This is a genomic window from Candidatus Defluviilinea gracilis (genome assembly GCA_016716235.1).
Lineage (GTDB): Bacteria > Chloroflexota > Anaerolineae > Anaerolineales > Villigracilaceae > Defluviilinea > Defluviilinea gracilis.
This window is the reverse complement of sequence record JADJWS010000001.1, coordinates 818453-842696: the sequence shown is the minus strand read 5'-3', so window position 1 is coordinate 842696 and position 24244 is coordinate 818453. Positions and strand designations below refer to the sequence as shown.

Here is a 24244-nt window from a genome sequence, read left to right as displayed (position 1 = left end):
CCAATGTTGAGCGGCTTTTCTGATTCGTGAAATGATCTTTACTTTTCCGGCGTGACGCTTACCAGCACAGCTCGCACCATGCGGCGGTGGGTGTAGGTGTCGGTCTCTGCGATGTAGTTTTCGCAGGTGAGGAGGGTCAACCAGGGTGTTTCTTCATGTTTCAACGCGGCTTTTGTGTTGCTCGGCAGGATCAGGGCGCTGGCGGTTACTTCGAATGTGTAAACCTGACCGAATGCGTGGATCTTGATCTTGTCTCCGTATTGCAGGTTGACGAGGTTGGCGAACGGACCGGGGTTGTTGTTCGCATCCCATACGTGACCGGTAATGACCGAGTTGCCATCCCAGCCGGGGAATGCCGAACCGTTGAGCCAACCGCCTTTGTTTCCAAGCCATGACACGTCCCATCCGTTCTTTGTTTGCGGAATGCCCACGATCGGGATCTTTATTTTGAGGCGCGGGATTTCCATCCAAACGTCGGTGGCGGCGTATTGCTGATCTGCGGGTTGCTCCGGAAGTATGGTAATCTTCCCCGGCGCGAAGCCCGTCACAGGGATAAGGAATCCGGATCCCAGGTTTGAGTTATTGCCGCGTCCATTACCGTCGCCGTCTCCGTCACCGCCGGGAACGCGCGGCACGACGGTGAAGGTGATCGCCGTATCGTTGAGTCCGTCGTTTAATTCGTTGCCAGCCACATCCAGGATGGAAGTCGTTCCGCATACGAACAGTCGATAATTGCCGTCCGTGAGACCGATCCCACCATTGATGACAAAGGTGGCGATGAACGGACCCGCTCCCGTGCCATTGCTATACGTGGGGATGGCGATCGGGATGAGTACATCATCGGCAATCAAACCGCCCGCGCATGAAACGGTATCGAAGGTTTCGTTGGGACCATCATCCACCAAGAGGTAGTTGGCAGGGTTCGTGGCAGACCCGAGATCTGTGTTGCTAACCTGATTCACGTCTTTGCTGAAATTCACCGTTATTCTCGTGGTGTTGCGTCCCGTTACGCCGTTGTTGGCGGGCTCGCTCCCGATCACGGTTGGGTAGCCGAGGTCGACCATCCAGTTGTACGATGCGGGGGTGGGGTCTGGGTTGCCGGCATCGTCGATCGCGCGCACTTCAAAGATGTGAGGTCCGCCTGCCAGCGCTAGATAATTTTGCGGGCTTGTACATGCGGCGAAACCGCCGCCATCTAGCTGGCATTCAAAACTGGCGGTGTCTGGTGATGGACTGGAGAAGGCGAACGCCGCGTCCACGCTGTTTGTGACGGCGGGCGGGGATGAATCGATATCGGTGTCTGGTGTGGAGGTGTCGATCGTCCAAACGTACAATGCGGGCGTCGGGTCGGTGTTCCCGAAGGTATCCACCGCGGCGACTTCAAAGGTGTGATTCCCCGCGACAAGCGGACCAAACGAATTGCCGGAGTTGCACGGGGCGAAAGGCGCGCCGTCGATGCGGCAGACGAAAGTGCCTGTGGCGCTGGTACTGCTGAACGTGAATATCGGGGTCAGGTCGTTATCTGGGTCGGGCGGCGTAGTGTCGATGGTCGTGTTCGGGATGACGATCTGCGTGAGCACAGCGGATACGCTCCCGAAGAAGTCGGCGTCTCCGCCATAGGAAGCGGTAATGTTGTGCGACCCGGAGGTGAGAGCGTTTGTTGTGAAGGTCGCTACACCGGCGTTCAATGCGCCAGTTCCCAAGACCGTCGCGCCATCGTTGAATGTTACTGTGCCGGTTGGAACGCCGGTCGATGCGGTAACAATCGCGTTGAATGTAACCGCTTGACCCAGAACGGAGGGATTCGCGTTCGAGGTGACAACGGTGTTCGAGACTGTTTGTCCCACACCCTGAACATACGGCGCGGAAGTGCTGCCGGCAAAGTTGGCATCACCGCTATACACCGCAGTGATGGTATGCGAACCCGCGTTCAACGTGTTGGTACTGATGGTCGCCACCCCGCCTGCCAGGGTCACGGTGCCCATTGAGTTTGCGCCATCGTAGAACGTGACGGTGCCGGTGGGCGTTCCCGCGCTGGAGGTGACGGTGGCGGTGAAAGTGACAAGATCGCCCACGCCCGCCGGGTTGTTGTCGGATGTGACGCCGGTCAATGTGGTTGCCAGCGTGACGCTGAGCGTGCCCGTTCCAAGAATTACGTTGTAGTTCGGGAGCCGGCCGCTCGGGTCGTTCAATGTGGCGGTGATCGGATAATCACCCACTGCCGCCGCGGCGGGCGCCCCCGCGCTGGCGTAGGTGACGGTGATCGGATCGCTGTTTTGAATGCCGGTGATCGTGCCGGTAAACGCCGTGAAGACCGTTCCGTACACTTTGGATTTATCTGCGGGCGTCACGGTCAGGTCGCGTTGAGTCACGGTGAGCGTGCCCGTGTTGGATGTGACGGTGTAGTTGTTGAGTACGCCGGCCGGCGCGTTCAATGTGGCTGTGATCGGATAGGCTCCCACAATGGCGGTTGCCGGCGAGCCGGGGCTTGTGTAAGTTGCCGTGATCGGGTCGCCATTCTGAATGCCCACGATCGCGCCGGTAAAGGCGTTGAACACCGATCCGTAGACCTTGCTTGCGTCCGTCGGGGTAACAACCAGCCCTCGGGTATTTACGGTGAGTGTGCCGGTATTCAAGGTGACAGTGTAGTTCCCAAGCCGCCCACCGGGGTCATTGAGAGTTGCCGTGATCGGATACGATCCAATTCCCGCGGTGGCTATGGCGCCGGCGCTGGCGTAATTGGCGGTGATGATATCGCCGCCTTGAATGCCGCTGATCAGGCCGGTGAAGGCGGTAAACGTATCGCCATAGACCTTTGTCTTGTCATCCGGGGTGACGGTGAGGGCGCGCGGTGTGACCGTCAATGTGCCGGGTGTGTATGCAAAGACATAGTTATCGTCGATTCCGCCGGAGCAGGTGATCGGGAAAGCGCCTACGTTGTTATGCGGAACGGCAACTTGACAAGTTGGCGGCGTATCGACGACTGCCGGGGTGTCTCCATTGACGAAGCCTGAATAGGTGAAGGTGAAGACCGGGTCTGGGCTTCCATACACAATGCTCTGATCGTTGGCTGAGATGGTGAGAATGGATAAGCCCACCGACAGCGTGCCTGTGTTGAGCGTGATGGTGTAATTCGGCAGTCTATTGTCTGGGTCGTTCAACGTCGCGGTGATGGGATACGTTCCCACCGGCGCCGCGGCTGGCGCGCCGGGGCTGGCGTAGGTTGCGGTGATGTTATCGCCGTTTTGAATGCCGGTGATCGTGCCGGTGAATGCGGTGAACACAGTGCCGAATACTTTGGACTTATTGTCCGGCGTGACGACCAGCGCGCGCGGGGTGACGCTTAACGTGCCGATGTTCAGAGTCACCGTGTAGTTGGGTAGACGGTTCCCCGGATCGTTGAGCGTGGCGTTGATCGGGTAATCACCGATGGCGGCTGTGGCCGGCGCACCGGGGCTGTCATAGGTGACGGTGATCGTATCGCCTGCTTGAACGCCTGTGATCGTTCCAGTGAATGCGGTGAAAACCGCGCCGTAGATTTTCGTCTTATCGGCTGGCGTGACGGTGAGGGCGCGCGGCGTCACAGATAGTGTGCCTGTGTTGAGCGTTACGGTGTAGTTGCCGAGTTTGTTGTCGGGGTCGTTCAAGGTGGCTGTGATCGGGTAATCGCCAACATTTGCGGTGGCCGGCGCGCCGACGCTGGCGTAGGTGGCTGTGATGTTGTCGCCAAATTGAATGCCGGTGATCAATCCGGTGAATGCGGTAAATACATCGCCATAGACCTTCGTTTTGTCGGTCGGTGTGACGATGAGCGCGCGCGGTTGGACCGTGAGAGTTCCATCCACATAGACAAACGTGTACGCGTCGTCGGAGCCGCCGGAACAAACGATGGGGTAGGTACCCACGTCGGTGTGAGGACCAGACACACTACAGGTCGGAGGCGTGTTGATTACGCCCGGTCCGTCACCGGAGGCGAATCCTGTGTAGGTGAAGGTGAAAGTCGGGTCGGGATTTCCATACGTGATGGTCTGGTTATTGGCGGTGACGGTCAATACGGAGGAGGTAACGGTTAGCGTGCCGGTGTTCAAGGTTACGTTGTAGTTGCCAAGTTTCCCGGTGGGGTCGTTCAAGGTGGCGGTGATCGGGTAGGTGCCAACGGCGGCGGAGGGCGGCGAACCGGCGCTGGCATAATTGGCGGTGATGTTGTCGCCGTTTTGAATGCCGGTGATGGCGCCAGTGAACGCAATGAACCATGTGCCGTATTGTTTGGTCTGATCGTCGGGGGTAACGATGAGGTCGCGTTGGGTCACGGTCAATGTGGCAGTTCCGATGGTGAAGTTATAGTTGCCTAGTTTATTCGTGGGGTCGCTCAGTGTAATTGTGATCGGGTAAGTTCCCACCGGGGCAGTGGCAATTGCGCCAGGGCTCGAGTAGATCGGCGTGATGGCATCGCCGTTTTGCAAGCCGGTAACCGCGCCGGTGAAGGCGCTGAATGTATCGCCATAGATCTTCGATTGATCGTCGGGCACGAAACTCAGGTCGCGGCGATTGACCGTGAGGGTGCCGATGTTTTGTGTGACTGTGTAGTTGCCCAGTTTGTTATCAGGATCGACCAAGGTGATGGTGATGGGATACGAACCGAACGGGGCGGTGGCGGGCGCGCCGAGGCTGTTGTAAACGGCGGTTATGTTATCGCCGTTCTGGATACCGATGAAAGAGCCGGTGAACGCGGTGAACACTTCGCCATAGAGTTTGCTTTGGCTGTCCGAGATTGCGGTCAGGTTTCGTCGCGTTACAGTGAGTGTGCCGGTGTTGAGGGTGATGTTGTAGTTGCTCAACATGCCGTCGGGGTCATTCAACGCGGCGGTGATCGTATAAATCCCTACATCCGCAGTGGCAGGCGCGCCAGCGCTGTTGTAAGTGGCGGTGATATTATCTCCATTTTGGATGCCCGAAATAACGCCGGTGAACGCGGTGAACACTTCGCCGTACACTTTGGTTTGATCGTCCGGTGTGACAGAGAGCGCGCGCTGGGTGACGGTTAATGTGGCGGCGGGCGCCGGGTCGATCGTGACGATGTAGTTGCCCAACTTCCCATCGGGATCGTCCAGTGTGACAGTGATTCCGTACACGTCGACAATGGCTGTGGCGGGCGCGCCGAGACTGTCGTAGATCGGGGTGATGTTGTCGCCTGCGCGCAAGCCTGTGAACGCGCCGGTGTAGGCGCTGAACACGCTTCCGTAGACTTTTGTTTGCGCATTGGGGTTGAATGTCAGACTGCGCTGATTGACATCCATTTGCCCGTCGCTATACACGATCACATAGTTGCTCAAGCCGGTTCCCACTGCGGCGCTGGGCGTGATGGGATACGTGCCAACGACAGCCGCGGAAGGAGCGCCTGCGCTGGTGAGAGTCACACTGGTGACGCTGTCGCCGGGCTGGAGACCGACCACGCTAAACTCTGTGCCATTAAACGTGAATACATCGCCATAGGTCTTGGTTTGGTCGTCTGCGGTAATGGTCAACACGTTCGTGCCAACGGTCATTGTGCCGTTGACATACGTGATGGCATAGTTTGACAGCCCTGTGCCGACAGCCGCGCTCGGAACGATCGGATAGGTCCCAGCCGGCGCGGCGGCGGGCGCTCCGGCGCTGGTCAACGTGACGCTCGAAACCGAATCGGTGAAGATCAAGCCAGTGGTGGTGAACTCGGTTCCGGCGAAAGTGAATGTGGTTCCGTAGATCTTGCCCTGATTGTCGGCGGTGATCGTCAATGCTTTTTGCAGGACCGTCAGGGTTCCATCCACGTATGTGAAATCATAGTTATCATCCAAGCCGCCGGAACAATCGATGATCCCGTTATACACGCCGGCATTGACGTGGGGAGTCGGCGCATCGCATGTGGGAGGCGTGTCGATATCCGCCGCGTCATCGCCGAGCACGAATCCGCTGTACTGGAAGGTGAAGACCGGGTCGGCATCGCCGTAGGTGATGGTCTGCGGATCTGCGGTCACGGTCAAGGTGGCTTTATTCACCACCTGGCTCACGATGTTTGTTGTGCTGGTGGCGAATGTTCCGTCGCCGCTATAAACCGCGGTGATGGGGTGGGTTCCCACCACGAGCGAGTTGATCGTTAGGGTTGCTTCCCCGCCGACGATTGTGTTGTCTGTGCCGATGACAGTTGCGCCGTTGTAGAAGGTCACTGAGCCTGTGATCACACCCGGCGAGCCGGAGGTGATGGTGGCGGTAAACGTGACGTTCTGCCCATAAATGGACGGGTTGTTATCGGATGTCAGCGTTGCAGTGGTGAAACGCCGGACATTTTGAACATACGGGTTTGAAGTGTTATTGCTGGTGGCATAGTTATCGTTGCTATTGACGAAGCGCGCCGAGATGTTGTGCGAGCCGAATGTCAGCGTGCTGATGTTGAATGTGGCGACTCCGCCGCTCAAAATGGTTGCTGAGCCAATTTGTGTTGAACCGTCCCATAAGGTGACGGACCCAGCCGGAATGCCAGTGCCCGGCGCCGTTGGAGTGACGGTTACCGTAAAGACCACCATCTGGCCTTCGGCGGAGGGATTTACATCGGAGGTAACATTCACCTGGGTTGGGGCAGGCAGAATGGTGTGAGAGACCGCTTCCGAATCCGTATTGAAGTTGGCATCCCCGCTGTAGCTGACCGTCAGCCCATGCGGAACAGGGGCTCCAAGGAATGTGATCACATTCAAATTGCTGGTGGTGATCAAGGCAACGCCGGCGGCATCGAGCGTGGCGGTGATATTTTGCGCAGGGTTGCCACCGGTCAATGTAACCGTGCCGGTTGGCGTCCCAGCCGCAGAGGAGACGGTCACCGTGAACGTCATCGGATGGCTGTAAAACGACTGACTCGGGTTGGCGGCGGTATGCGGCGCCGGGTCGACAGAAACCGTTGTCGTTGCTCGCGATGCCGCAACAGTGCGGACCACATCCGGCGCGGGGTTGTAGTCATCGTTGCCCGCTTGTGAGGCGGTCAGGGTGCAAGTCCCTGTTCCGCTTGTCATCGTGACGGTATTTCCCGCGAGCGTGCATACGCCGCTTGCCACTACGGTGACGGGCAAACCAGAAGACGCCGTCGGATTGATCACAAAGGTCGAGCCATATGCCCGCGGGCTGGAGATTGCGGGGAAGTTGATTGTCTGATTGCCCTTGATGATCGTCAGCGTAAAGTTCTGGGTCGCATCAGGACTAATGCCGTTGGTGGCGGTAATTAAGAAGTTATACACGCCAACCGTGCCCGATGCGGGCGCGCCGCCAAAGACACCGGTATTGGTATTGAAGGTTACTCCGCTCGGCAAGGGGTCGCCGCTTAGAGTAAACGTTGGCGCAGGGAAGCCGGTGGTGGCTACTGTGAAATTGCCGGCTGTTCCCACCAAGAACGTTGTGTTATTCGCGGATGTGATCGTCGGCGCCTGATTGACATTCTGCACAAGGATGGCGGATGTGCTCGTTCCAAAATTGGCATCCCCAACATAAACAGCGGTAATATTGTGCGAGCCAACCGTTAATGTATTGGTGCTGAATGTAGCCACCCCGCTGCCGTCGAGTGTTCCGGTGCCGATCACGGTCACGCCGTTACGGAAGTTGACTGTTCCAGTGGGAGCGCCGCTGGTTGATGTAACCGTGGCGGTGAACGTCACCGTTTGACCCGCAACGGATGGATTAATATCGGAAACGACAGTGGTGGTCGTGCCGAAACTATAGGTAACTCTCACGCGAACGAGATCAAGAGAAATGGTTCCAGAGGTTGGAAAACCCGTTGATGTGAGGCGTACTCTGAAATTTGCGGCTGTAAAATCTCCCACTGCCCAGGCTCTTCCCCAAGTGTTTGCCGCGCCTCCAAGCGTGAATGTTGTTTCGGTTCCGCCGAAGGTGGTGCTGGGGTCGCCGCCGGTAAAGTTCCCGCCCGCATTCCATGAGAGGTCCACATCCGCCTCGCGCGATCCGCTTGACATACCCTCAATGGATACTTCGATCCCATTGATCACAGCGCCAGCCGGAATTGCCGGAAGGTTGAACGCGCAAACCAACTGGTTATTTCCGCCGGCGGTGGTAGCGTACACGTTGTTGGAGGACAACGCATTTGCGGGGTTGGTCCAGCCGGTACAGGATGTGGGGCTTTGCAAACCTGTATCCGCCGCGCGAACCGGGGCGGGTGTGGCGGCGCTCAATACCAAGAGAACCGCCAAGACCGCGGCAAAAAAATGTACATACAACTTCTTTGGGGCGAAGGACGAAATATTCATTTTTTCCTCACAAGGAATGAGAATGGTTGGGAAAGACGCGAAAAAACACTGCCGTTTTTACGGGAATCCCAACAACGCGCTTCAATTGCCACCCAAATTGCTGTCCGGTCTCGCTATCCCGGCCTTCTGTAGCGTAGACCAACCCAATCTCTCCCCTACCTGACAGCTTATAATCTGCTGAATAGTACTTATGGATACATTACAGCTTTGTTATTTTACGACGGAGTACTCGTGGAAACGTTACAAAAAGTTACATTTTCTGCAGGACGTTTATCACGAGAACTCGGGTGGCTCTGGTTATAATCGCGCGTAAGGATCGAATGAACTCCAAGCCCTCTCTTGCGGATAAACTCAAGTCGCTCGGCGTGAAGAAGGGAATCTCGCCTCTTCCTCCAGGGAAGCCTGATTCGCCCACCATCGACTCGATCGTGCGGGGTAGTTTTCTCTCCACTCCGCGCGGAGAGGTGTTCACCACAGAGCAAACCTTTCCTCAAAACCATCATTACGGCAATTCGGCTCTTCTTTCCTCTTTCCCTCTTTCTTTAGTTTCTCAGTGGGCAAATGATGTAAAAGTCGCCAGTCTTCCAGTCTCCAAATTTGCCTTTCTCGATACGGAAACCTCGGGTCTCTCCGGCGGGACCGGCACATACGCATTTCTCATCGGTGTGGCTCGCTTCATGGAAGGTCAATTCGTGTTGCGGCAATTCTTCATGCGCGATCCTGCCGAAGAAGCGGCATTGCTCGAAGGACTGGCGAATTTCCTCGCGCCGTGCGAAGCGTTGGTGACGTTCAACGGCAAAGCCTTCGATGCGCCGTTGCTCAAGACAAGATACGCGTTACACGATACGCCTTGCCCGTTCAATGGATATTCCCACGTGGATTTATTGCCTCTTGCGCGGCGGTTGTGGCGTGACCGGCTTGAATCGCGCGCATTGAAATACCTCGAAGAGCATGTGCTGGGGCTGAGACGTTCGAGCGAGGAAACGCCCGGGCACGAGATCCCCTGGTTGTATTTCGATTATCTGCGCACCGGCGACGCGACTCCACTGGCAGGGGTGTTCTATCACAACGCCATGGATGTGGCGGCGATGGCGGCATTGCTTGCGCATATGAATGATATGCTGGAGAATCCGTACGATGGCAATGTGCAACACGGGTTGGATTTTATCGCGCTTGGCAAATTGTTCGAGGATCTCGGTCGCGTGGAGGAAGCCGCGCGTTTGTACGAGCGTGGGCTTGAGTCGCCTATGGGCGAGATAGATTTCCACGTGGCGGTGAAGCGGTTGTCCATCCTGCAAAAGAAGCGCGGCGGGTATGAGGAGGCGGCGCGCTTGTGGAAAAAAGCGGCGCAGGCGGGTCATATCTACGCACATATCGAACTGGCGAAGTATTATGAACATAAAACGCGCGATGTGAAAGCCGCGCTTAAGTGGACGGTGTCGGCGCGCAAGCAGGCAGAACGCGCCGACTTGCCAGCCTACGAGCGCAAACACTGGCTGGATGAAATTGCTCATCGGTTGGCGCGTTTGGAGCGCAAAGACGGTTTATAATGGGCGTATTCTCTGCTTTGAAGGAGGAGCCATGGAGATCGTCGTTTCGAAACAAACGAGCCGTGTGGAAGTGACCATCGTGGGGTTGAGCGGCGAGGTGGATGGTCAGAATTTTCAGCAGGTGATCGACAAGGCGAAGGAGTTGTACGCTGCCGGCGCCCGTGATTTTTTGGTGGATATGAGCAGTCTAACGTATATCTCGAGCGCGGGTTTGGTGGCAATCCACAGCATTGCGCTGATGGTGCGCGGCGAGCCATTGCCGGATACCGAGGCGGGCTGGTCGGCATATCGCTCGATGGGAAAGACCAGGGAAGCCGGCAAACAGCAACATATCAAATTGTTGAACCCCATTGAACAGATCACAAGCGTTTTGGAGATGGTCGGGTTCGATAATGTGTTCGAGATCCATAAAAGCCTCGACGAGGCTGTGAAGTCGTTCTAGGCAATACAAGCGATGTGGAAGTTCCCACGTCGTTTTGATTTAACGGGAAATATTCCCATGCGGTATGGAATTCACCGCCAGCCGCGCGCGCGTTCGGGCTCGGCATGATCAACTTGTAATTTCGGGAGCGTCGAATGAAGCGCGGAACTCTTGGCAACTGGTTCGTGATCTTTCTGATTCTTCTCACAGTGATCGTCTGGCTGGTATTTCCGCCTGACGATAATGGACAGGAGAATTTCATCCGTCAGTACGCCGGTGAAATCATCGGCTCGGTCAACATTGTGTTGATGTCGGTGTCGTTGTTCCTCTCCACGCGCCCCAAGTGGGCGGAAAAATATTTCGGCGGGCTGGACAAGATGTATGTGACGCATCGCCACACTTCGACCGCCGCCCTGCTGTTGATCTTTGTCCATGTGTTGACCGTGCCCATCTCGTTGAGCGGCTGGGCGTTGGGCAACTATCTGGGTGTGATCGCTTTCACAGGGATCGTTTCCATCGCGCTGGTCAGTCTTGCGCCGCGCGTCCCGTTTTTGAACAAGATCACGGGCGGCACCTACGAGGGCTGGAAGAACCTCAAAAAATATGTCGGCATTTTCTTTATTCTTGCTTTCTTCCACTCGCTGACCATCAGTCATCCGCTGGATGCGTTCATTGCCATCAACTATGTGCAAATCTTTTTCGTGATCGGCGCGGTGTCGTATCTGTACACGGAAGTGTTTGGCGGGTGGTTCAAAAAATATATCCCATACACGGTGGAGGCGGTGAATCATCCGAACGGTTCGACCACCGAAGTGATTCTGCGCCCCAAAAAGAATCCGATTCAACGCCAGCGGGCGGGACAATTTCTCTTCGCGCGTTTCCCCAATGAGAAGAACCTGAACGAGTCGCATCCATTCACCATCTCCAGCGCGCCCGGCGAGGATGTGTTGCGTCTCACCATCAAAGCCTCCGGAGACTTCACCCGCGCCTTGTTCCATGAACTCAAACCCGGCGCGGATGCCATCGTGGAGGGCGCGCATGGCATGTTCGACTATAAGACCGGCGGGCAAAAGCAGATCTGGATCGGCGGCGGCATTGGCGTGACGCCATTCCTCTCATTCATCCGCGATATGAACGGCGATCTTCACCGCGACGTCGATTTTTACTTCACGGTGCGTCATCCCGAGGAAGCCATTTTTAAAGAGGAGATCGAAGCGGCGGCGAAGATAAACCCGCGCCTGAAGCCGCGTATCCGTTTCTCGTCTACAATGGGATCGTTGACCATCGAAGAAATTGCGGCGAATGCGGGCGGAAACGTCAGCGGGCATCACGTCTACCTGTGCGGACCGCTCCCCATGACGCAGGCGTTCGAGAAGAAATTCATCGAGCTGGGTGTGCCGCCCGAAAATATCCATTATGAAGAATTCAATTTCAGGTAATTCACTCGCGTTACGGGTTAACTGCGTAAGGTGAGTGAATACATCAGAACTTACGCAGTTGGCGGGCAGTTGTACTGCCGCCGCAACGCAACCACGGCGCAATAGGTTTAACTGCGCGCATCCTATCAATGTGGGGTTGTTTCCGGGGGGTTTTTATATTCCCCGGAGGAAACCATGACGCAAATTGACGATCTCGTAAAAATGGGCGACCGCGAAACCCTCTACGAACTGATGACCGAGGATGACGAATGGCTGACGCGCCTCGAATCTGCCGAAGGTCTGATCGAACTCGGCGACCAGCGCGGTTACGAATTCCTCATCTTGGTTACGATGGGCGACGACGAGGAAATGCTCGAGGTGGCAAATGAGATCCTCGCCTCGCCGCCAGCGATGAAGATGAAACGCCAGATCGAGTCGGAGCAACAGGCTGAACGCCGAACCCGTATCGAATCGGCGAAGAAGCGCCTGTCGCAGGGCGGAAAAGTCTATCGCTATAAAATGGTACACCTGCCGTCGAACGCGCTGATGGGCGAGGACCCGTTCAGCAAGGGATACGAAGTCCCCGCGCTCGACAATATCGGGCTGGATGGCTGGGAGGTTGTCCACGTCCTTCCGATACGACGCGCCATCGCCACGGGCGGCGAAAATGAATTGTTCACCGGGGTCTATTGCCTGCTCAAAAAAGAAATCCTGCCGGGCGAAAGCATTGACCTCGAAGGCTGATGAACTTTTTCCGGGCGCGAACCATCCATGCGGAAAAATAAAAACCGAATCCTCGTCCTGCTTGCCCTGCTGGCAATCCTGACGACGCGCGCCGAAATCGCGTATGCGCATCCCGCCGATGGGTACACTCACGTGATCCGCGCGGAGGTGACAGCGAAAAAACTTTCTGTCGATTGGGAGGTGAACCCCGGTCTGTTGTTGGTTGCCTATGCCTGGCATCAAGTGGATATAGACAAAGACAACGCCCTCAGCCAACAGGAAAAACAAACTTGGGCGCAAGCCACAGCGCGATTTCTTTCCGCTTCTATCGACGGGGTGAGCCTGCCTCTCCACCTGGAGGATTCAGCCTTCCCGTCGAGCCTGGAGGCGTTTCAATCCGGCGCGGAAACGATCGCGTTGCATTTCTCCGCAACCTGGGCGGCGCGCCCCGATGAATCGTTCGAACTGGTTCTGTTGAACATGCTGGAACCGGCGAAATCGACCAATTGGTATTTCATCGCCGCGCAAGACGAACTGAAATTTCCCACCCCGTTGCAGGAGGGCAACCGCATCGCAGTGACGTTCCTCCCGCCGGGGAAACAGCCAGCGGGCGAAACATCGTTATGGGCAGAATGGGATTCCGGCCTGCCATCGATTCCATCCGCGTCTCAAGAGTCTACTTTTCAGCCTGCCGAAAACGCCCCCCCCAGTCTTTCGGATGCCAACTCGCGCGAAGTTCTGCTGGACCTGATTCGCAAGCAGGAAGTTTCCACATCGTTTTATTTTCTGGCGCTCGCCATCTCGCTGGTGTTGGGCGCCCTGCACGCGCTCACGCCCGGTCACGGCAAGACGATCGTGGCGGCGTATCTCGTCGGTTCGCGCGGCACGTCCTGGCATGCGGTTGTGCTTGGGACGGTGGTGACGCTGACCCACACCGGCTCCGTGTTATTGCTCGGCGTTGTCACGTTAGCCGTCTCGCAATATTTTTTGCCCACCGTATTCATCCCGCTCCTCGAACTGCTCTCCGGCTTGTTGATCCTCGGGTTGGGATTGTATCTTTTGTTGCAACGCTATCGGGCTTGGAGGAAAAAGCCCGCCCCTCTCACGCGGAAGGTTTCGCTATCGCCGGTATCCACAAGGAAAGTTTCGGGCGCGATCACCATTCAAGCCCCTGCCGCCGGCTTGCACCATCATGGCGACGGCAAACTCCATTCGCATGATGTGCCGGAGACCATCACGTGGCGGTCGCTGATCGCGTTGGGCGTCAGCGGCGGGTTGGTTCCATGCCCCGATGCGATTGCCATCCTTTTGGTGGCGATCGCCATCAACCGCATCCTGCTTGGGTTGGCGTTGATCGTATCGTTCAGCCTGGGGCTTGCCCTGGTGTTGATCGTCATCGGCTTGGTCATGGTGAACAGCCGCCGCCTGTTCGACCGTTTCGGCGCGTTCGACCGCATTACGCCGGTCTTGCCGGTGGTGAGCGCCGTAGTGGTCTTTGCCCTCGGCGCGGCATTGACCGCCGGCGCGTATGCCTGGTTTGAGGATGAACTCGAGGCGGCGAGAGCAGGCTCCACTGGGGGAAACGAAGCGCACATCCTGTATCTTTCGGGAGGGGAAGAGGATATCCAACAATTATTCGTCACATCTCCCAACGGGACGATTCTGTTAAGCGGCGAACGCGACAACGTGGCGGGATACGCGCTTTCACCAGACGGTTCGCAAGCGCTCTACACCACCCGCACAGAAAAACTCGAAAACAGTCTCTGGCTGGTAAACCTGAGGGAGCGCGAACGAACAAAATTAATCGATTGTATGCAAGCGCTCTGCTCGCGTCCGGCCTTTTCTCCCGATGGCAACGAGATCGTCTACGAATACCTCAACTATCCGGATGGCAAGAACATATCGATCAGCCCGCGATGGATGGACCTGCGCTCCGGAGAAAACAAGCCGTTGTTCAAAACGATGAACTTCCCCGGCTCGGCTCCGCGTTGGTCGCCGGATGGCGCGTGGCTGAGTTATTCCGCCGCCGGCGGTTTGCGGCTATACAACACCAAGACCGGCGAAAGCCGCCTGGTGGAAAGTTTATATTCCTATGCCGCAGAATGGGCGCCGGGCGGCGATGCGATTTTGTATCTCGATGCGATCATCAAAGACGACCAGCAAGTTGTTCCGCAAGTATTCGTGTACCGGCTGGCTTCCGACACAACGCGCAACCTCAGCCCGGATACCGATCATGAGATTCTCTTCGCCGACTGGTCGCCGGACGGCAACTGGATCGCGCTGATCCGCCGCAACCTCGCCGACGAGCGCGGCAACCAGATCTGGCTGATGCGCTCGGATGGGAGCGAAGCGCGCGCCCTCACTGCTTTGCCCAGCCGGGCATACGGCAGTCTTGCCTGGTCGCCGGATGGGAGCCAACTGTTGTACGACGTAGAATTCATCGATTCGGAATCGTCCGAACCGCAACTGCAATTGATCGACATCCACACCGGGCAAATCACAGACCTCGACCAGCCAGGTTTCGGCGCAATGTGGCTCGCGCCGTAGCGCGCGCCGTTATTTTTTGGGAGACGTTCCATGCCTCGCTATTTTTTCATCATAACTATTTTTTTGACGGCGCTCTCTGCCTGCGGAGGAAGCCCCGCCTCATCCCCCAGTGAGGCTGTTTCGCCCGCCTCCACCGGGTCGCAACTTGAGGCGTTTGCCACCACCTCCATGCTTGCCGACATCGCGCAACGCGTGGCGGGCGAACGTGTCCGCATCGAATCCATCCTCCCCATCGGCGCGGATCCGCATTCCTATCAATACACGCCGCAAGATGTGACGAAAGTCGCCGATGCGAAACTGCTCATCCTGTTCGACTATAAAACGTACGAAACTTTTCTGGAACCGTTGCTTCTCACCGCAGGCGGCAACGCGGAATTTGTGTCCGCCGGCGCGGGTGTGAGCAAACGCGCCGATCTCGACCTGGGCGGATTCGATCCTCATATCTGGCTCGACCCGAACAACATCATCGTTTGTGTGGAAAACATCCGCGAAGGATTGACGCACTTCGACCCTGCCGGCGCGGCGGAATTCAAATCCAACGCGGACGCCTATGTCGCTGAATTGCAGACCCTCGACGCATGGATCGTCGAACAGGTGAATCAAATCCCCGCCGAGCGAAGGTTGCTGATCACGAATCACGAATCGCTCGGTTACTTTGCGGAACGCTATGGTTTTACGGTCGTCGGGTCTGTGCTGGAAAGTTTCAGTTCGGGCGCGTCGCCGTCCGCGCAACAGATGGCGGCGTTGATCGACCAGGTCAAAGCAAGTAATGCGCCCGCGATTTTTCTGGATGCCGGCGATAACCCCGCGCTCGCGGAACAAATCGCCGACGAAACTGGCGTCCGAGTCGTCGCTAATCTGCATCTTGAATCGCTGACCGATGGCGCGCCTGCCGCAACCTATATTGACCTTATGGAATACAATGTAACGCAAATTGTCGCCGCTCTCAAGCGTAACCCGTAAGTTGTAACACGTTTCCCCATGTATCCAAACTCGCCACACCAAACCAACCAACCCATCCTCGATGTGTCGCATCTCACCGTCCGCTACAATGGAAGGAATGCTCTCGAAAATCTCACGTTCCATCTGCACGAAGGCGAGCGCGTCGCCATTGTGGGACCGAACGGCGCGGGGAAAAGCACGCTCATCAAAGTGATCGCCGGAGTTTTGCAACCGTCTTCCGGCGATGTGAACATCTATGGGTCACACCCCGATAAGCATGTGTGCATCGGCTACATTCCCCAGCGCTCGCAAGTGGACTGGAATTTCCCTGTCACGGTCGCCGATGTGGTGATGATGGGACGCTCGGCGAAACTCGGTCCGTTCAACTGGCCCCGCAAAAAAGATTGGGACTTTGTGAATCACGCGCTCGAAACGGTGGAGATTCAAAACCTCGCCTCGCGCCAGATCAGCCAACTCTCCGGCGGACAGCAACAACGCATGTTCATCGCCCGCGCCATCGCGCAAGAATCCGAACTGATGTTGATGGATGAACCCCTCACCGGCTTGGACACGCCCTCGCAGGAGGGAATTTTGAATCTGCTCGACCGCCTCAAACAGGATAAGGTCACCGTGATGGTCGCCACGCACGACCTCGACCAAGCCGCGAGTCATTTTGATCGAATCCTATTGCTCAATCATCGCATCGTTGCGTTTGGCGTTCCGCAAGATGTGATGCAAACGAATAATCTCATTAAAGCTTATGGCGGGCGCTTACGATCTACAGATAATGGAAATGTATTAACTTTGGATGATTGTTGCGACGACGAACACGCATAATTTACGATTTACGATTGCCGATTTACGATTGTTTCATGGCGTAGTTGTTTTCCAGGATTATCTTGACTGATGATATTTCAAAAGGAGTTCACCATGGATGAGAAAATGTTCAAGGCACGGACGAAGAAGTTAGCTGTGGCGATCATCAAACAAATGGACAAACTTCCAAATTCGCGCGCGGCAGATGTCGTTGCAAGGCAGGTTATCCGCTCGGGTACTTCCGTCGGAGCGAACTACCGCGCCGCGTGTCGAGCCAAATCCACGCCTGATATGATCAATAAGATGAAGATCGTCGAAGAAGAAGCCGATGAGACCGAATACTGGCTTGAAATCCTTGTTGAAGCGGGACTTGCTCCTGAAGAGCAACTTGCCAGCATCCACAAAGAGACCGACGAAATCTTAGCCATGACCGTCGCCTCCCTCAAGACCCTCCGCAACCGCAAACCGTAAAATTAATCCTTCACGCCTCGTTACCTGCTTTTCATCAGAACGACTGAAGTCGTTACTACGGTCTCGCAATCTACAAAATCAATCGTAAATCGTAAATCCAAAATCGTAAATCGTAAATCGTAAATCGAATGTCTTTCCTCCTTACCCCTCTCTCTTACGAATTTATGCAGCGCGGAATGATCGCCGCCGTGCTGGTTGGGATCATCTGCGCGGTGGTTGGCACGTTTGTCGTGTTACGCGGCATGGCGTTCTTTGGCGACGCGCTGGCTCACACCATTTTGCCCGGCATCGCGCTTGGTTATCTCGTCAGCGGCGGCGCGCGTGAACCGCTGTTTTGGTGGGCGCTTGGCACAGCCGTCGTCGCGTCGCTGGGAATCGGCGCGATCAGCAAAAACTCTCAGATCAAAGAAGACACCGCCATTGGAATTATTTTCGCCGGCATGTTCGCGCTCGGCATCGCGCTCATTTCCACTGTCCGCAGTTACGCCGTGGATTTGAGTCACTTCCTATTTGGCGACGTGCTGTCCGTTTCGGCTCAAAGTTTGTGGCTGATTCTCCTCTTCGGCGGGATCGTCCTCTTCATCATTTTCGCCTTCTACAAGGAATTCACCACGCTGTCGTTTGACCCCATCCTTGCCGCCACGCTCCGCCTCCCAGTGGACTTGCTCAACAACCTTCTGCTCGTGCTGATCGCCGTCACCGTCGCCGTCTCGCTTCAAACGGTCGGAGTCGCCCTCATGGTCGCCATGCTCGTCACCCCCGCCGCGACGGCGTATTTGCTCACGAATCGTTTGCCAAAGATGATGCTTCTCGCCGCGATCTTCGCGTCGCTTTCTGGGGTGATCGGGCTGTATCTTTCCTATTACTTGAGTATCGCTTCAGGCGCGGCGATTGTCCTTACAGCGACGATGCTTTTTGTGGTTGTGTTTGGGTGGAGGAGGGTGAAAAGGTAATTAATTCAAAGAAAATTTATTGTTCCTATTAACCATATTTGCCTCACGTTGTAGTAACGACTTCGGTCGCTTACTTGCCGCAAATAAGCGACTGAAGTCGTTACTACAGTAAATCAATTTATGTTACTCTAATAGACGTTAAATATTTTTTCTAGACATCATCGTTTTTTTAAATTTTTTGGGCGGCTTCGAGGGAGTGGCTTTTCACCATAGATGGTTAATAAACTTTTCATGTGAGGGTCTGCAACCATAGATTTGCGTTGATTGGCGTTGATGTCGTTTAATAGGTTTTTCCATGAATCGTCGCTAACTTTCCATGTGCCATGAAAAGGTTCATCCAAATCCTCGATTATCATATAAATAAATATCACGAGTAATGTCACGCCAATGATTAAGATGATATCTAACACCCCGGTTTTGCTGGTAAAAACTGCAAAGTAGAAAGGTATAACGAATAAAATTGATGTAATCAAAGCTACGATACGTAGGCTGTCAAAAAGCCGTTGGCTTGCGAGAGAAATTCTATCACCTCGAATGTCAGTTATTTCTTTAAGTCTTTCAAACAATTCTGGCACGAGAAATTCTAGTAGCTTGTTGTTCATCATGTTTGAATGCATTAGTTGTCTAAATTGCTCTCTGATTTCTATCAATATTTCGTCCCCCGCAGTTCTTTCAGGTGTTGTACTTCTAACTAGACTTTCCTGAGTTTTTATCTCTTTCGGATAGTTTTTGATAACATGTTCCACATAACTTTTGAGTAACAACGAAATATTCTGCCCGGTTGCCGAACCTTCTTCTTTTAAATAAGACAAGTCCTCATATAGAATTCTAACCGCGTCTGCTTCTCTGTCGAACTCTCTGTCGATATCGTCAAGTTGCTCCCAAACGCGAACTAGTATTAGTGGAAGAAGGATGCCATAAAGAACGCCAAACCATTCAATGAAATTTGAAACAAACCAATTTGCTCCATCCGGCGGTGAAGTAAATTCAATACCGAAATATTGAAATCCAATATCTAAAATTTTCGCTACAAGAATTGCAAGCGGAATCAAATACAGTGATTTGAATTGTGGCGCATTGCCATTCTTTTGTTGCCTCATTTGGTTTTTCAAGAGTTTCAACTTGCTTTACTGACTGCTTAAATTTTTGACTTGGCACTTAAAAGATAAATAATTGAACTTGCCCAAATAGAGCCAATGGCTATGAGTCCATTGCTGCCTTGGGTGGTTTGTGTTGCTGAAAAGATTATGTTAGTTAATAACATTGGTACAACAACCAATGCGGTAAGTAAAACAGATTTCTGAAAAGGCTTAAACATTTTATATCTCCTTTGTCGATTTGTTAATATACTTACTGGCTGATGTATTGTGGGCAGCCAGGGGTAAATTCCGGCCTGGGGTAATAAAGATCATCAATCCAGGTAACCAAAGTTCCGTTTTCTCGCTGGAATGTCATGATAACATGAATATACGATCCCTTACTAACGACAACTGGTGTTTCTTGATCGAATTCCACGTATTTTTCACTTGAGTCTTCTGTGTCAGTGAAAGGTTCTATCATGTTGTTCATTTGCCAAAACGTAAATTTATATGGAAAAGTTCCATGGGCTATTTCAACGCCATAAATACGGACTGTATAAACTTCTTGTCTCGGATCACAAATGATGTAGTCGTCATGCCAAGGTCCGATCTTGAATTTGTCGGGTAAATTAGTCCCAACTGCATTTTTTACAGGTGATGGAAATAGTGAAGGGAAAATTATTACGGGTGATGAAGTTGAAGAAGGTTCTACGATAGGCGTAATCGTGATTGTAGGTGTTTGGCTTTGTGGAGACTCGGCAGATAATGTTATTACTGTGGTCGGGGATGCGGTGTTGGTGGCATTCTGTGTAGAACTTGCTTCTATTGAAGGCGTTGGGGTAAAGTGGGTATTATTAAAGAATGAAACTAACGAAGAAAGCAAAAGAATAACTACCACAATTATCCCTGCTATGATAGTAGCATTCCATAAAAGGCCGTTTTGACCAAGTTGTTTCCCATTTCTTTTTTTCGATTCGTGTTTCATAAATTTTATTCCAGCCCAATAAAGGAATTATTTTGGGAGAGGCTACAACGCCTTGCCCAATAACTATTCGATAGTACCATAGTCCTATCCATTTGTTAATAATTTTCGCAGGTTGCGGTTGGTTACGCACACACGGATTTGTATAGGCGTATTTGACTTGATTACGCTGTCAACCTGGTAATCTTGCTTCAAAAAGCGGATGCGTTCGTGTCAAATAAACTGAGCGATTTATGATTATTTCGCTCAGCTAGTGATTGCGTGAGAGCTATAACTTGGGTAAAACAGAGCCTTTCATTGATTTAATCCTCCCACCCTCATTCCCCACCCAAAGGAGTATCCCATGCCAACCATCGAAACCAGCGTGACCATTAGCAAGCCCGTCGAGAAAGTTTTTGAATACATCACCAATCTCGACAAACAGAAGAAATTGAGCGCCTACATCACCGGCGTCGAAGTGGACGGACCTGTCAAGTTGGGGACGAAGTACAAGATCGAGACCACCTCCATGGGGCATAAAAACACCACAACAAACGAAGTTGTCGCGTTTGAGCCGAACAAGAAATTTGGCGTAAAGACCTTTGCCGCGCCTCCCGCCTCAGATGTGACCAACACGTACCTCTTCGAAGCAGATGGCAACAATACAAGGCTCACCCTGCAAATGGACGCGACGCTCGTTCCCGCGGGAATGCCCAACGTCCCCGGTATGGAAGATATGATGAAGAAGCAAATGATGTCAGGTTTGGAAACCACCATGCAAAACATGAAAAAACAGATTGAAGGATAAGATGAATTGATGCAAGAACCTCCCGCCAGGAAACATTGCGGGAGGTTTTATCGTTAAAAGGGAACTTTCAATCGGTTAAAATACTCCCCATGTCCAAACCCATCGCAACGCGCATTCTACTTTCCACTTTCTACTGTTTACTCGTCACTTCTTGTTTCCCCTCAACCCCTCCTCCTCTCCCCACCGAAACACAATCTCCATCCGCAACCATTCCTCCTTCTGAAACCGCGCTTCCAACTGAAACCCCAACCGCCTTCCCTACCCTCGCGCCTGAATTGGAGCGTCCGCGATATACGATTGACTTGCGGATGAATTACTCGTCCAAAGCGGCGGAGGTGAACCAGACCATCACCTATCCCAACTGGACCGGCGAAACGCTCACGAATCTTGTGCTGGCTGTTGAACCCAATTTATGGAGCGGCGGATTCACCCTCCGATCCCTTTCTGCGGATGGCTTGCCGATTCTTAATTACACGCTCGAACCGCTCAACCAGCGGCTGGAAATTGTCCTGCCTCAGCCGTTGCCTCCAAGCGGATCACTCACCCTCGCGATGACCTACAGCCTGATCCTCCCGCAGATGCAGGCGTACAGCAACCCGAACGAAGTCCGCCCGCAGATTTATGGGTACTCGGACAGGCAAGTCAACTTTGTGGATTGGTATCCGTTCATTGTGCCGTATCAAGCAGGCGAAGGATGGATATTGCACAACCCCTGGTTCTATGGCGAGCATCTTGTGTATGATGTGGCGGACTTCGATGTGACAGTCACATTCACCGATGGGACGACTCCGCAGATCGCCTCGTCGGGGGCGGAGGTGGCATCAGGGTTAGCGACCAGCCGCAAGTTCGAGTTGGACGCGGGGCGCACGTTTGCCCTATCCATGAGCACCGATTATAAAGTCGCCACGCAGACCGTCGGCGATGTGAAAGTCTTCGCGTATTATTTCGCGTTTTACGATGAAGAGGGCGAAGCGTTATTGCAAGCGACCGCGCAGGCGTTGCAAGTGTTCACTGAAAAGTTCGGACCATATCGTCACAAAACGATGACGGCAGTGCAAGGCGATTTCAACGACGGCATGGAATATTCTGCGTTCTATTTCATCAGCCGCGATTATTTTAATTTGTACGATGGCACGCCTGTGAATTACCTCGTGGCGATCGGCGCGCACGAGACCGCGCATCAATGGTGGTTCGACGCGGTGGCAAACGATCAGGGCATCGAGCCGTGGCTGGACGAGGCGCTTGCCACCTACAGCGAGCGTATGTATTACGAAGCGCTCTACCCCGATCTGGTTGCATCGTGGCAGAGTTATCGTTATTTTGAATTTCAACAAGCGGGCTTTGTGGATACGCAAGTGTATGATGGCGGCGGGCAAAGGCCGTATTGGGATAAAGTCTATTTAACAGGCGCGCGATTTTTTCAAGAGTTGCGCGAGCGCGTCGGCGATGAAATTTTCTTCGCGTTCCTCAAAGATTATTACGCTCAATACGCAGGCAAGCGCGCGACGGGCGCCGATTTCTTCCGCGTCCTGCGCGAGCATACCTCGGCGGATCTATCTGACCTGATGGCGAAGTATTTTAAAAATACATACTAACTCCGCTGGTTGAGTAGTCCCGCGATGCTCGTCGCAGGAAATATCGAAACCAGCAAGTAACAAATATGCTTTTGTTAACTGGTGGTCTCGATACGGGCGGAGAAGCATCCGCCCTACTCGACCACCAAAGCAGGGATGTAATATATTTTTATGAAAATTCCACTTCGATTTAATTTTCTCCTCCTTTTATTTTTTCTCTCCTCCTGCAATCTGCCTCAAAGGGGACAGGCGCTTCCTCCCACGCTTGCGGTTGTTACCCAGGACCCGGGCGCGTCGCCAACCCCCACGCCTTTCCAACCGGTGACGTTGACGCCGTCTTTCACGCCCGAACCGCCGACGAACACGCCGCCTCCGACGTTGGCTTTCACTGCAACATCCCTGCCACAGCCAACCTCGCCCCCAACCTCAGCGCGGACTCAATACACATTGTTTGCCTTGCTCGATTATTACGGACATCAACTCGCGGTGGATGAAACGATCCGATACACGAATCAAACGGGAGTGACGCTCAACGAACTGGTGATGGCGGTCGAGCCGAATCATCACGGCGGTTTTAATCTCGAGAATATACTGCTCAACGGCAATGCTTTGAATTATGATTTGAATGGTCATCGACTCATAGTCTATTTGCCGCAACCTCTGGCGCCGGGGACGCAAATCGCGTTAGCCATGCGCTTCCATGTTTCGATACCCGCCAAGGTGAAGGATCATCCATATGGCTATGATGTGGATCAGGTCAATTTGACGGATTGGCTCCCGTTCGTCGTGCCGTATAGCAACGGCTGGGTGTTGCATGACGATTATTATCTCGGCGAACATCTTGTCCAAGATGCGGCAGATTTTGAAGTCAACGTCCGCGCAACGGATGGAGCGCTCTCGTTTGCCACCGGCGGAGTGGGAGAGCCGAACAATGAATGGACTCGCTATCGCCTCTTCGGCGCGCGGACGTTCGCGCTGTCGGCGAGCGACCAGTTCCGGTTCGTGGAAGCCGCCGCAGGGGCGGCGGTGATCCGCGCGTATTATTATCCCGGTTACGAAACGGAGGGGCTTGCCATCCTGAATGCGGCGGTGCGTGCGGTGGGGTTGTTCGAGTCGCTGTTCGGTCCGTATCCGTATGGCAGTCTTAGCATTGTGCAGGCTGACTTGAACGACGGGCAGGAGTTCGATGGCTTGGTGTTTTTAGCGACGAAGTTTTACAACGAATACGACGGTTCGGCGCGCAGTAATCTGGTGGCGATCGGCGTGCATGAGATCGCGCATCAATGGTGGTATGGGTTGGTGGGGAATGATTCTGCCACCGAGCCGTGGCTGGATGAGGCGCTGTCGGTGTATAGCGAGGCGCTGTTCTATGAGCATATCTATCCCAACTCGTACGATTGGTGGTGGCAGTGGCGCGTAAATTATTTCGGTCCATCGGGCTATGTGGATGCGAGTATCTACGAAGCGCCGACCTTCCGCGCCTATGTCAACGCGAGTTATCTCAACGGCGCGAACTTTTTGGAAGCGTTGAACTATCGCATGGGAGACGACGCGTTCTTCGCATTCCTGCGCGATTACGCCTCGCGCTATGGGCGTGGTCGCGCCACTGCGTATGATTTTTTCGCGGTCGCGAGGCAGAACACCACTGCCGATATTTCGGATCTGATCCGGGCGTATTTTAGGGGAGGGTATTGAGGGA

16 protein-coding genes are annotated in these 24244 nt (G+C 54.1%); 12 read left to right on the top strand and 4 right to left on the bottom strand.

Going from position 1 to position 24244, the window contains the following annotated elements:
• Positions 1-38: 38 nt before the first annotated feature.
• A complete protein-coding gene (locus IPM31_03875) occupies positions 39-8282 on the bottom strand; it encodes a sortase (protein ID MBK9006112.1) in 8244 nt (2747 codons plus the stop codon).
• A 320-nt stretch (positions 8283-8602) separates the two neighbouring features.
• Here IPM31_03875 and IPM31_03870 point away from each other — a divergent pair, with 320 nt between their 5' ends.
• The 9 genes from IPM31_03870 (at position 8603) to IPM31_03830 (ending at position 18123) form a co-directional block, all read left to right on the top strand.
• Entirely contained in the window at positions 8603-9832 is a 1230-nt protein-coding gene (locus IPM31_03870) for a ribonuclease H-like domain-containing protein (GenBank protein ID MBK9006111.1), read from the top strand.
• A 31-nt stretch (positions 9833-9863) separates the two neighbouring features.
• The gene (locus IPM31_03865; GenBank protein ID MBK9006110.1) at positions 9864-10274 is read left to right on the top strand and encodes an STAS domain-containing protein; all 411 of its coding nucleotides are present in this window, start codon (positions 9864-9866) and stop codon (positions 10272-10274) included.
• 134 nt (positions 10275-10408) lie between these two features.
• A complete protein-coding gene (locus IPM31_03860; protein ID MBK9006109.1) occupies positions 10409-11692 on the top strand; it encodes a ferredoxin reductase family protein in 1284 nt (427 codons plus the stop codon).
• A 174-nt stretch (positions 11693-11866) separates the two neighbouring features.
• Positions 11867-12415 (top strand): hypothetical protein, encoded by a 549-nt coding sequence (locus tag IPM31_03855; protein ID MBK9006108.1) that lies wholly within the window; start codon positions 11867-11869, stop codon positions 12413-12415.
• Between the two features lie 27 nt (positions 12416-12442).
• Positions 12443-14941 (top strand): hypothetical protein, encoded by a 2499-nt coding sequence (locus IPM31_03850; GenBank protein MBK9006107.1) that lies wholly within the window; start codon positions 12443-12445, stop codon positions 14939-14941.
• 30 nt (positions 14942-14971) lie between these two features.
• The gene (locus tag IPM31_03845; GenBank protein ID MBK9006106.1) at positions 14972-15904 is read left to right on the top strand and encodes a zinc ABC transporter substrate-binding protein; all 933 of its coding nucleotides are present in this window, start codon (positions 14972-14974) and stop codon (positions 15902-15904) included.
• A gap of 18 nt (positions 15905-15922) precedes the next feature.
• Positions 15923-16720, top strand: coding sequence for a metal ABC transporter ATP-binding protein (locus tag IPM31_03840; protein MBK9006105.1), 798 nt, complete (start codon positions 15923-15925; stop codon positions 16718-16720).
• A 93-nt stretch (positions 16721-16813) separates the two neighbouring features.
• Entirely contained in the window at positions 16814-17170 is a 357-nt protein-coding gene (locus IPM31_03835; GenBank protein ID MBK9006104.1) for a four helix bundle protein, read from the top strand.
• Positions 17171-17298: 128 nt separating this feature from the next.
• Positions 17299-18123 (top strand): metal ABC transporter permease, encoded by an 825-nt coding sequence (locus tag IPM31_03830; GenBank protein ID MBK9006103.1) that lies wholly within the window; start codon positions 17299-17301, stop codon positions 18121-18123.
• Between the two features lie 158 nt (positions 18124-18281).
• Here the strand turns inward: IPM31_03830 and IPM31_03825 are convergent, their stop codons facing one another.
• The 3 genes from IPM31_03825 to IPM31_03815 are packed head-to-tail and all read right to left on the bottom strand — an operon-like array spanning position 18282 to position 20187.
• The gene (locus IPM31_03825; GenBank protein MBK9006102.1) at positions 18282-19235 is read right to left on the bottom strand and encodes a DUF4239 domain-containing protein; all 954 of its coding nucleotides are present in this window, start codon (positions 19233-19235) and stop codon (positions 18282-18284) included.
• Between the two features lie 26 nt (positions 19236-19261).
• Positions 19262-19441, bottom strand: coding sequence for a hypothetical protein (locus IPM31_03820; GenBank protein MBK9006101.1), 180 nt, complete (start codon positions 19439-19441; stop codon positions 19262-19264).
• Positions 19442-19473: 32 nt separating this feature from the next.
• On the bottom strand, positions 19474-20187 hold the full coding sequence (locus IPM31_03815; GenBank protein MBK9006100.1) for a hypothetical protein: 714 nt from the start codon (positions 20185-20187) through the stop codon (positions 19474-19476).
• Positions 20188-20527: 340 nt separating this feature from the next.
• Here IPM31_03815 and IPM31_03810 point away from each other — a divergent pair, with 340 nt between their 5' ends.
• From IPM31_03810 to IPM31_03800, 3 genes are all read left to right on the top strand, one after another.
• A complete protein-coding gene (locus tag IPM31_03810; GenBank protein ID MBK9006099.1) occupies positions 20528-20971 on the top strand; it encodes an SRPBCC family protein in 444 nt (147 codons plus the stop codon).
• A gap of 89 nt (positions 20972-21060) precedes the next feature.
• Positions 21061-22566 carry a M1 family metallopeptidase gene (locus tag IPM31_03805; GenBank protein MBK9006098.1) on the top strand — a complete coding sequence of 502 codons (1506 nt, stop codon included), beginning with the start codon at positions 21061-21063 and terminating at the stop codon, positions 22564-22566.
• Between the two features lie 150 nt (positions 22567-22716).
• Positions 22717-24240, top strand: coding sequence for a M1 family metallopeptidase (locus tag IPM31_03800; GenBank protein ID MBK9006097.1), 1524 nt, complete (start codon positions 22717-22719; stop codon positions 24238-24240).
• The last annotated feature ends 4 nt before the right edge of the window (positions 24241-24244 follow it).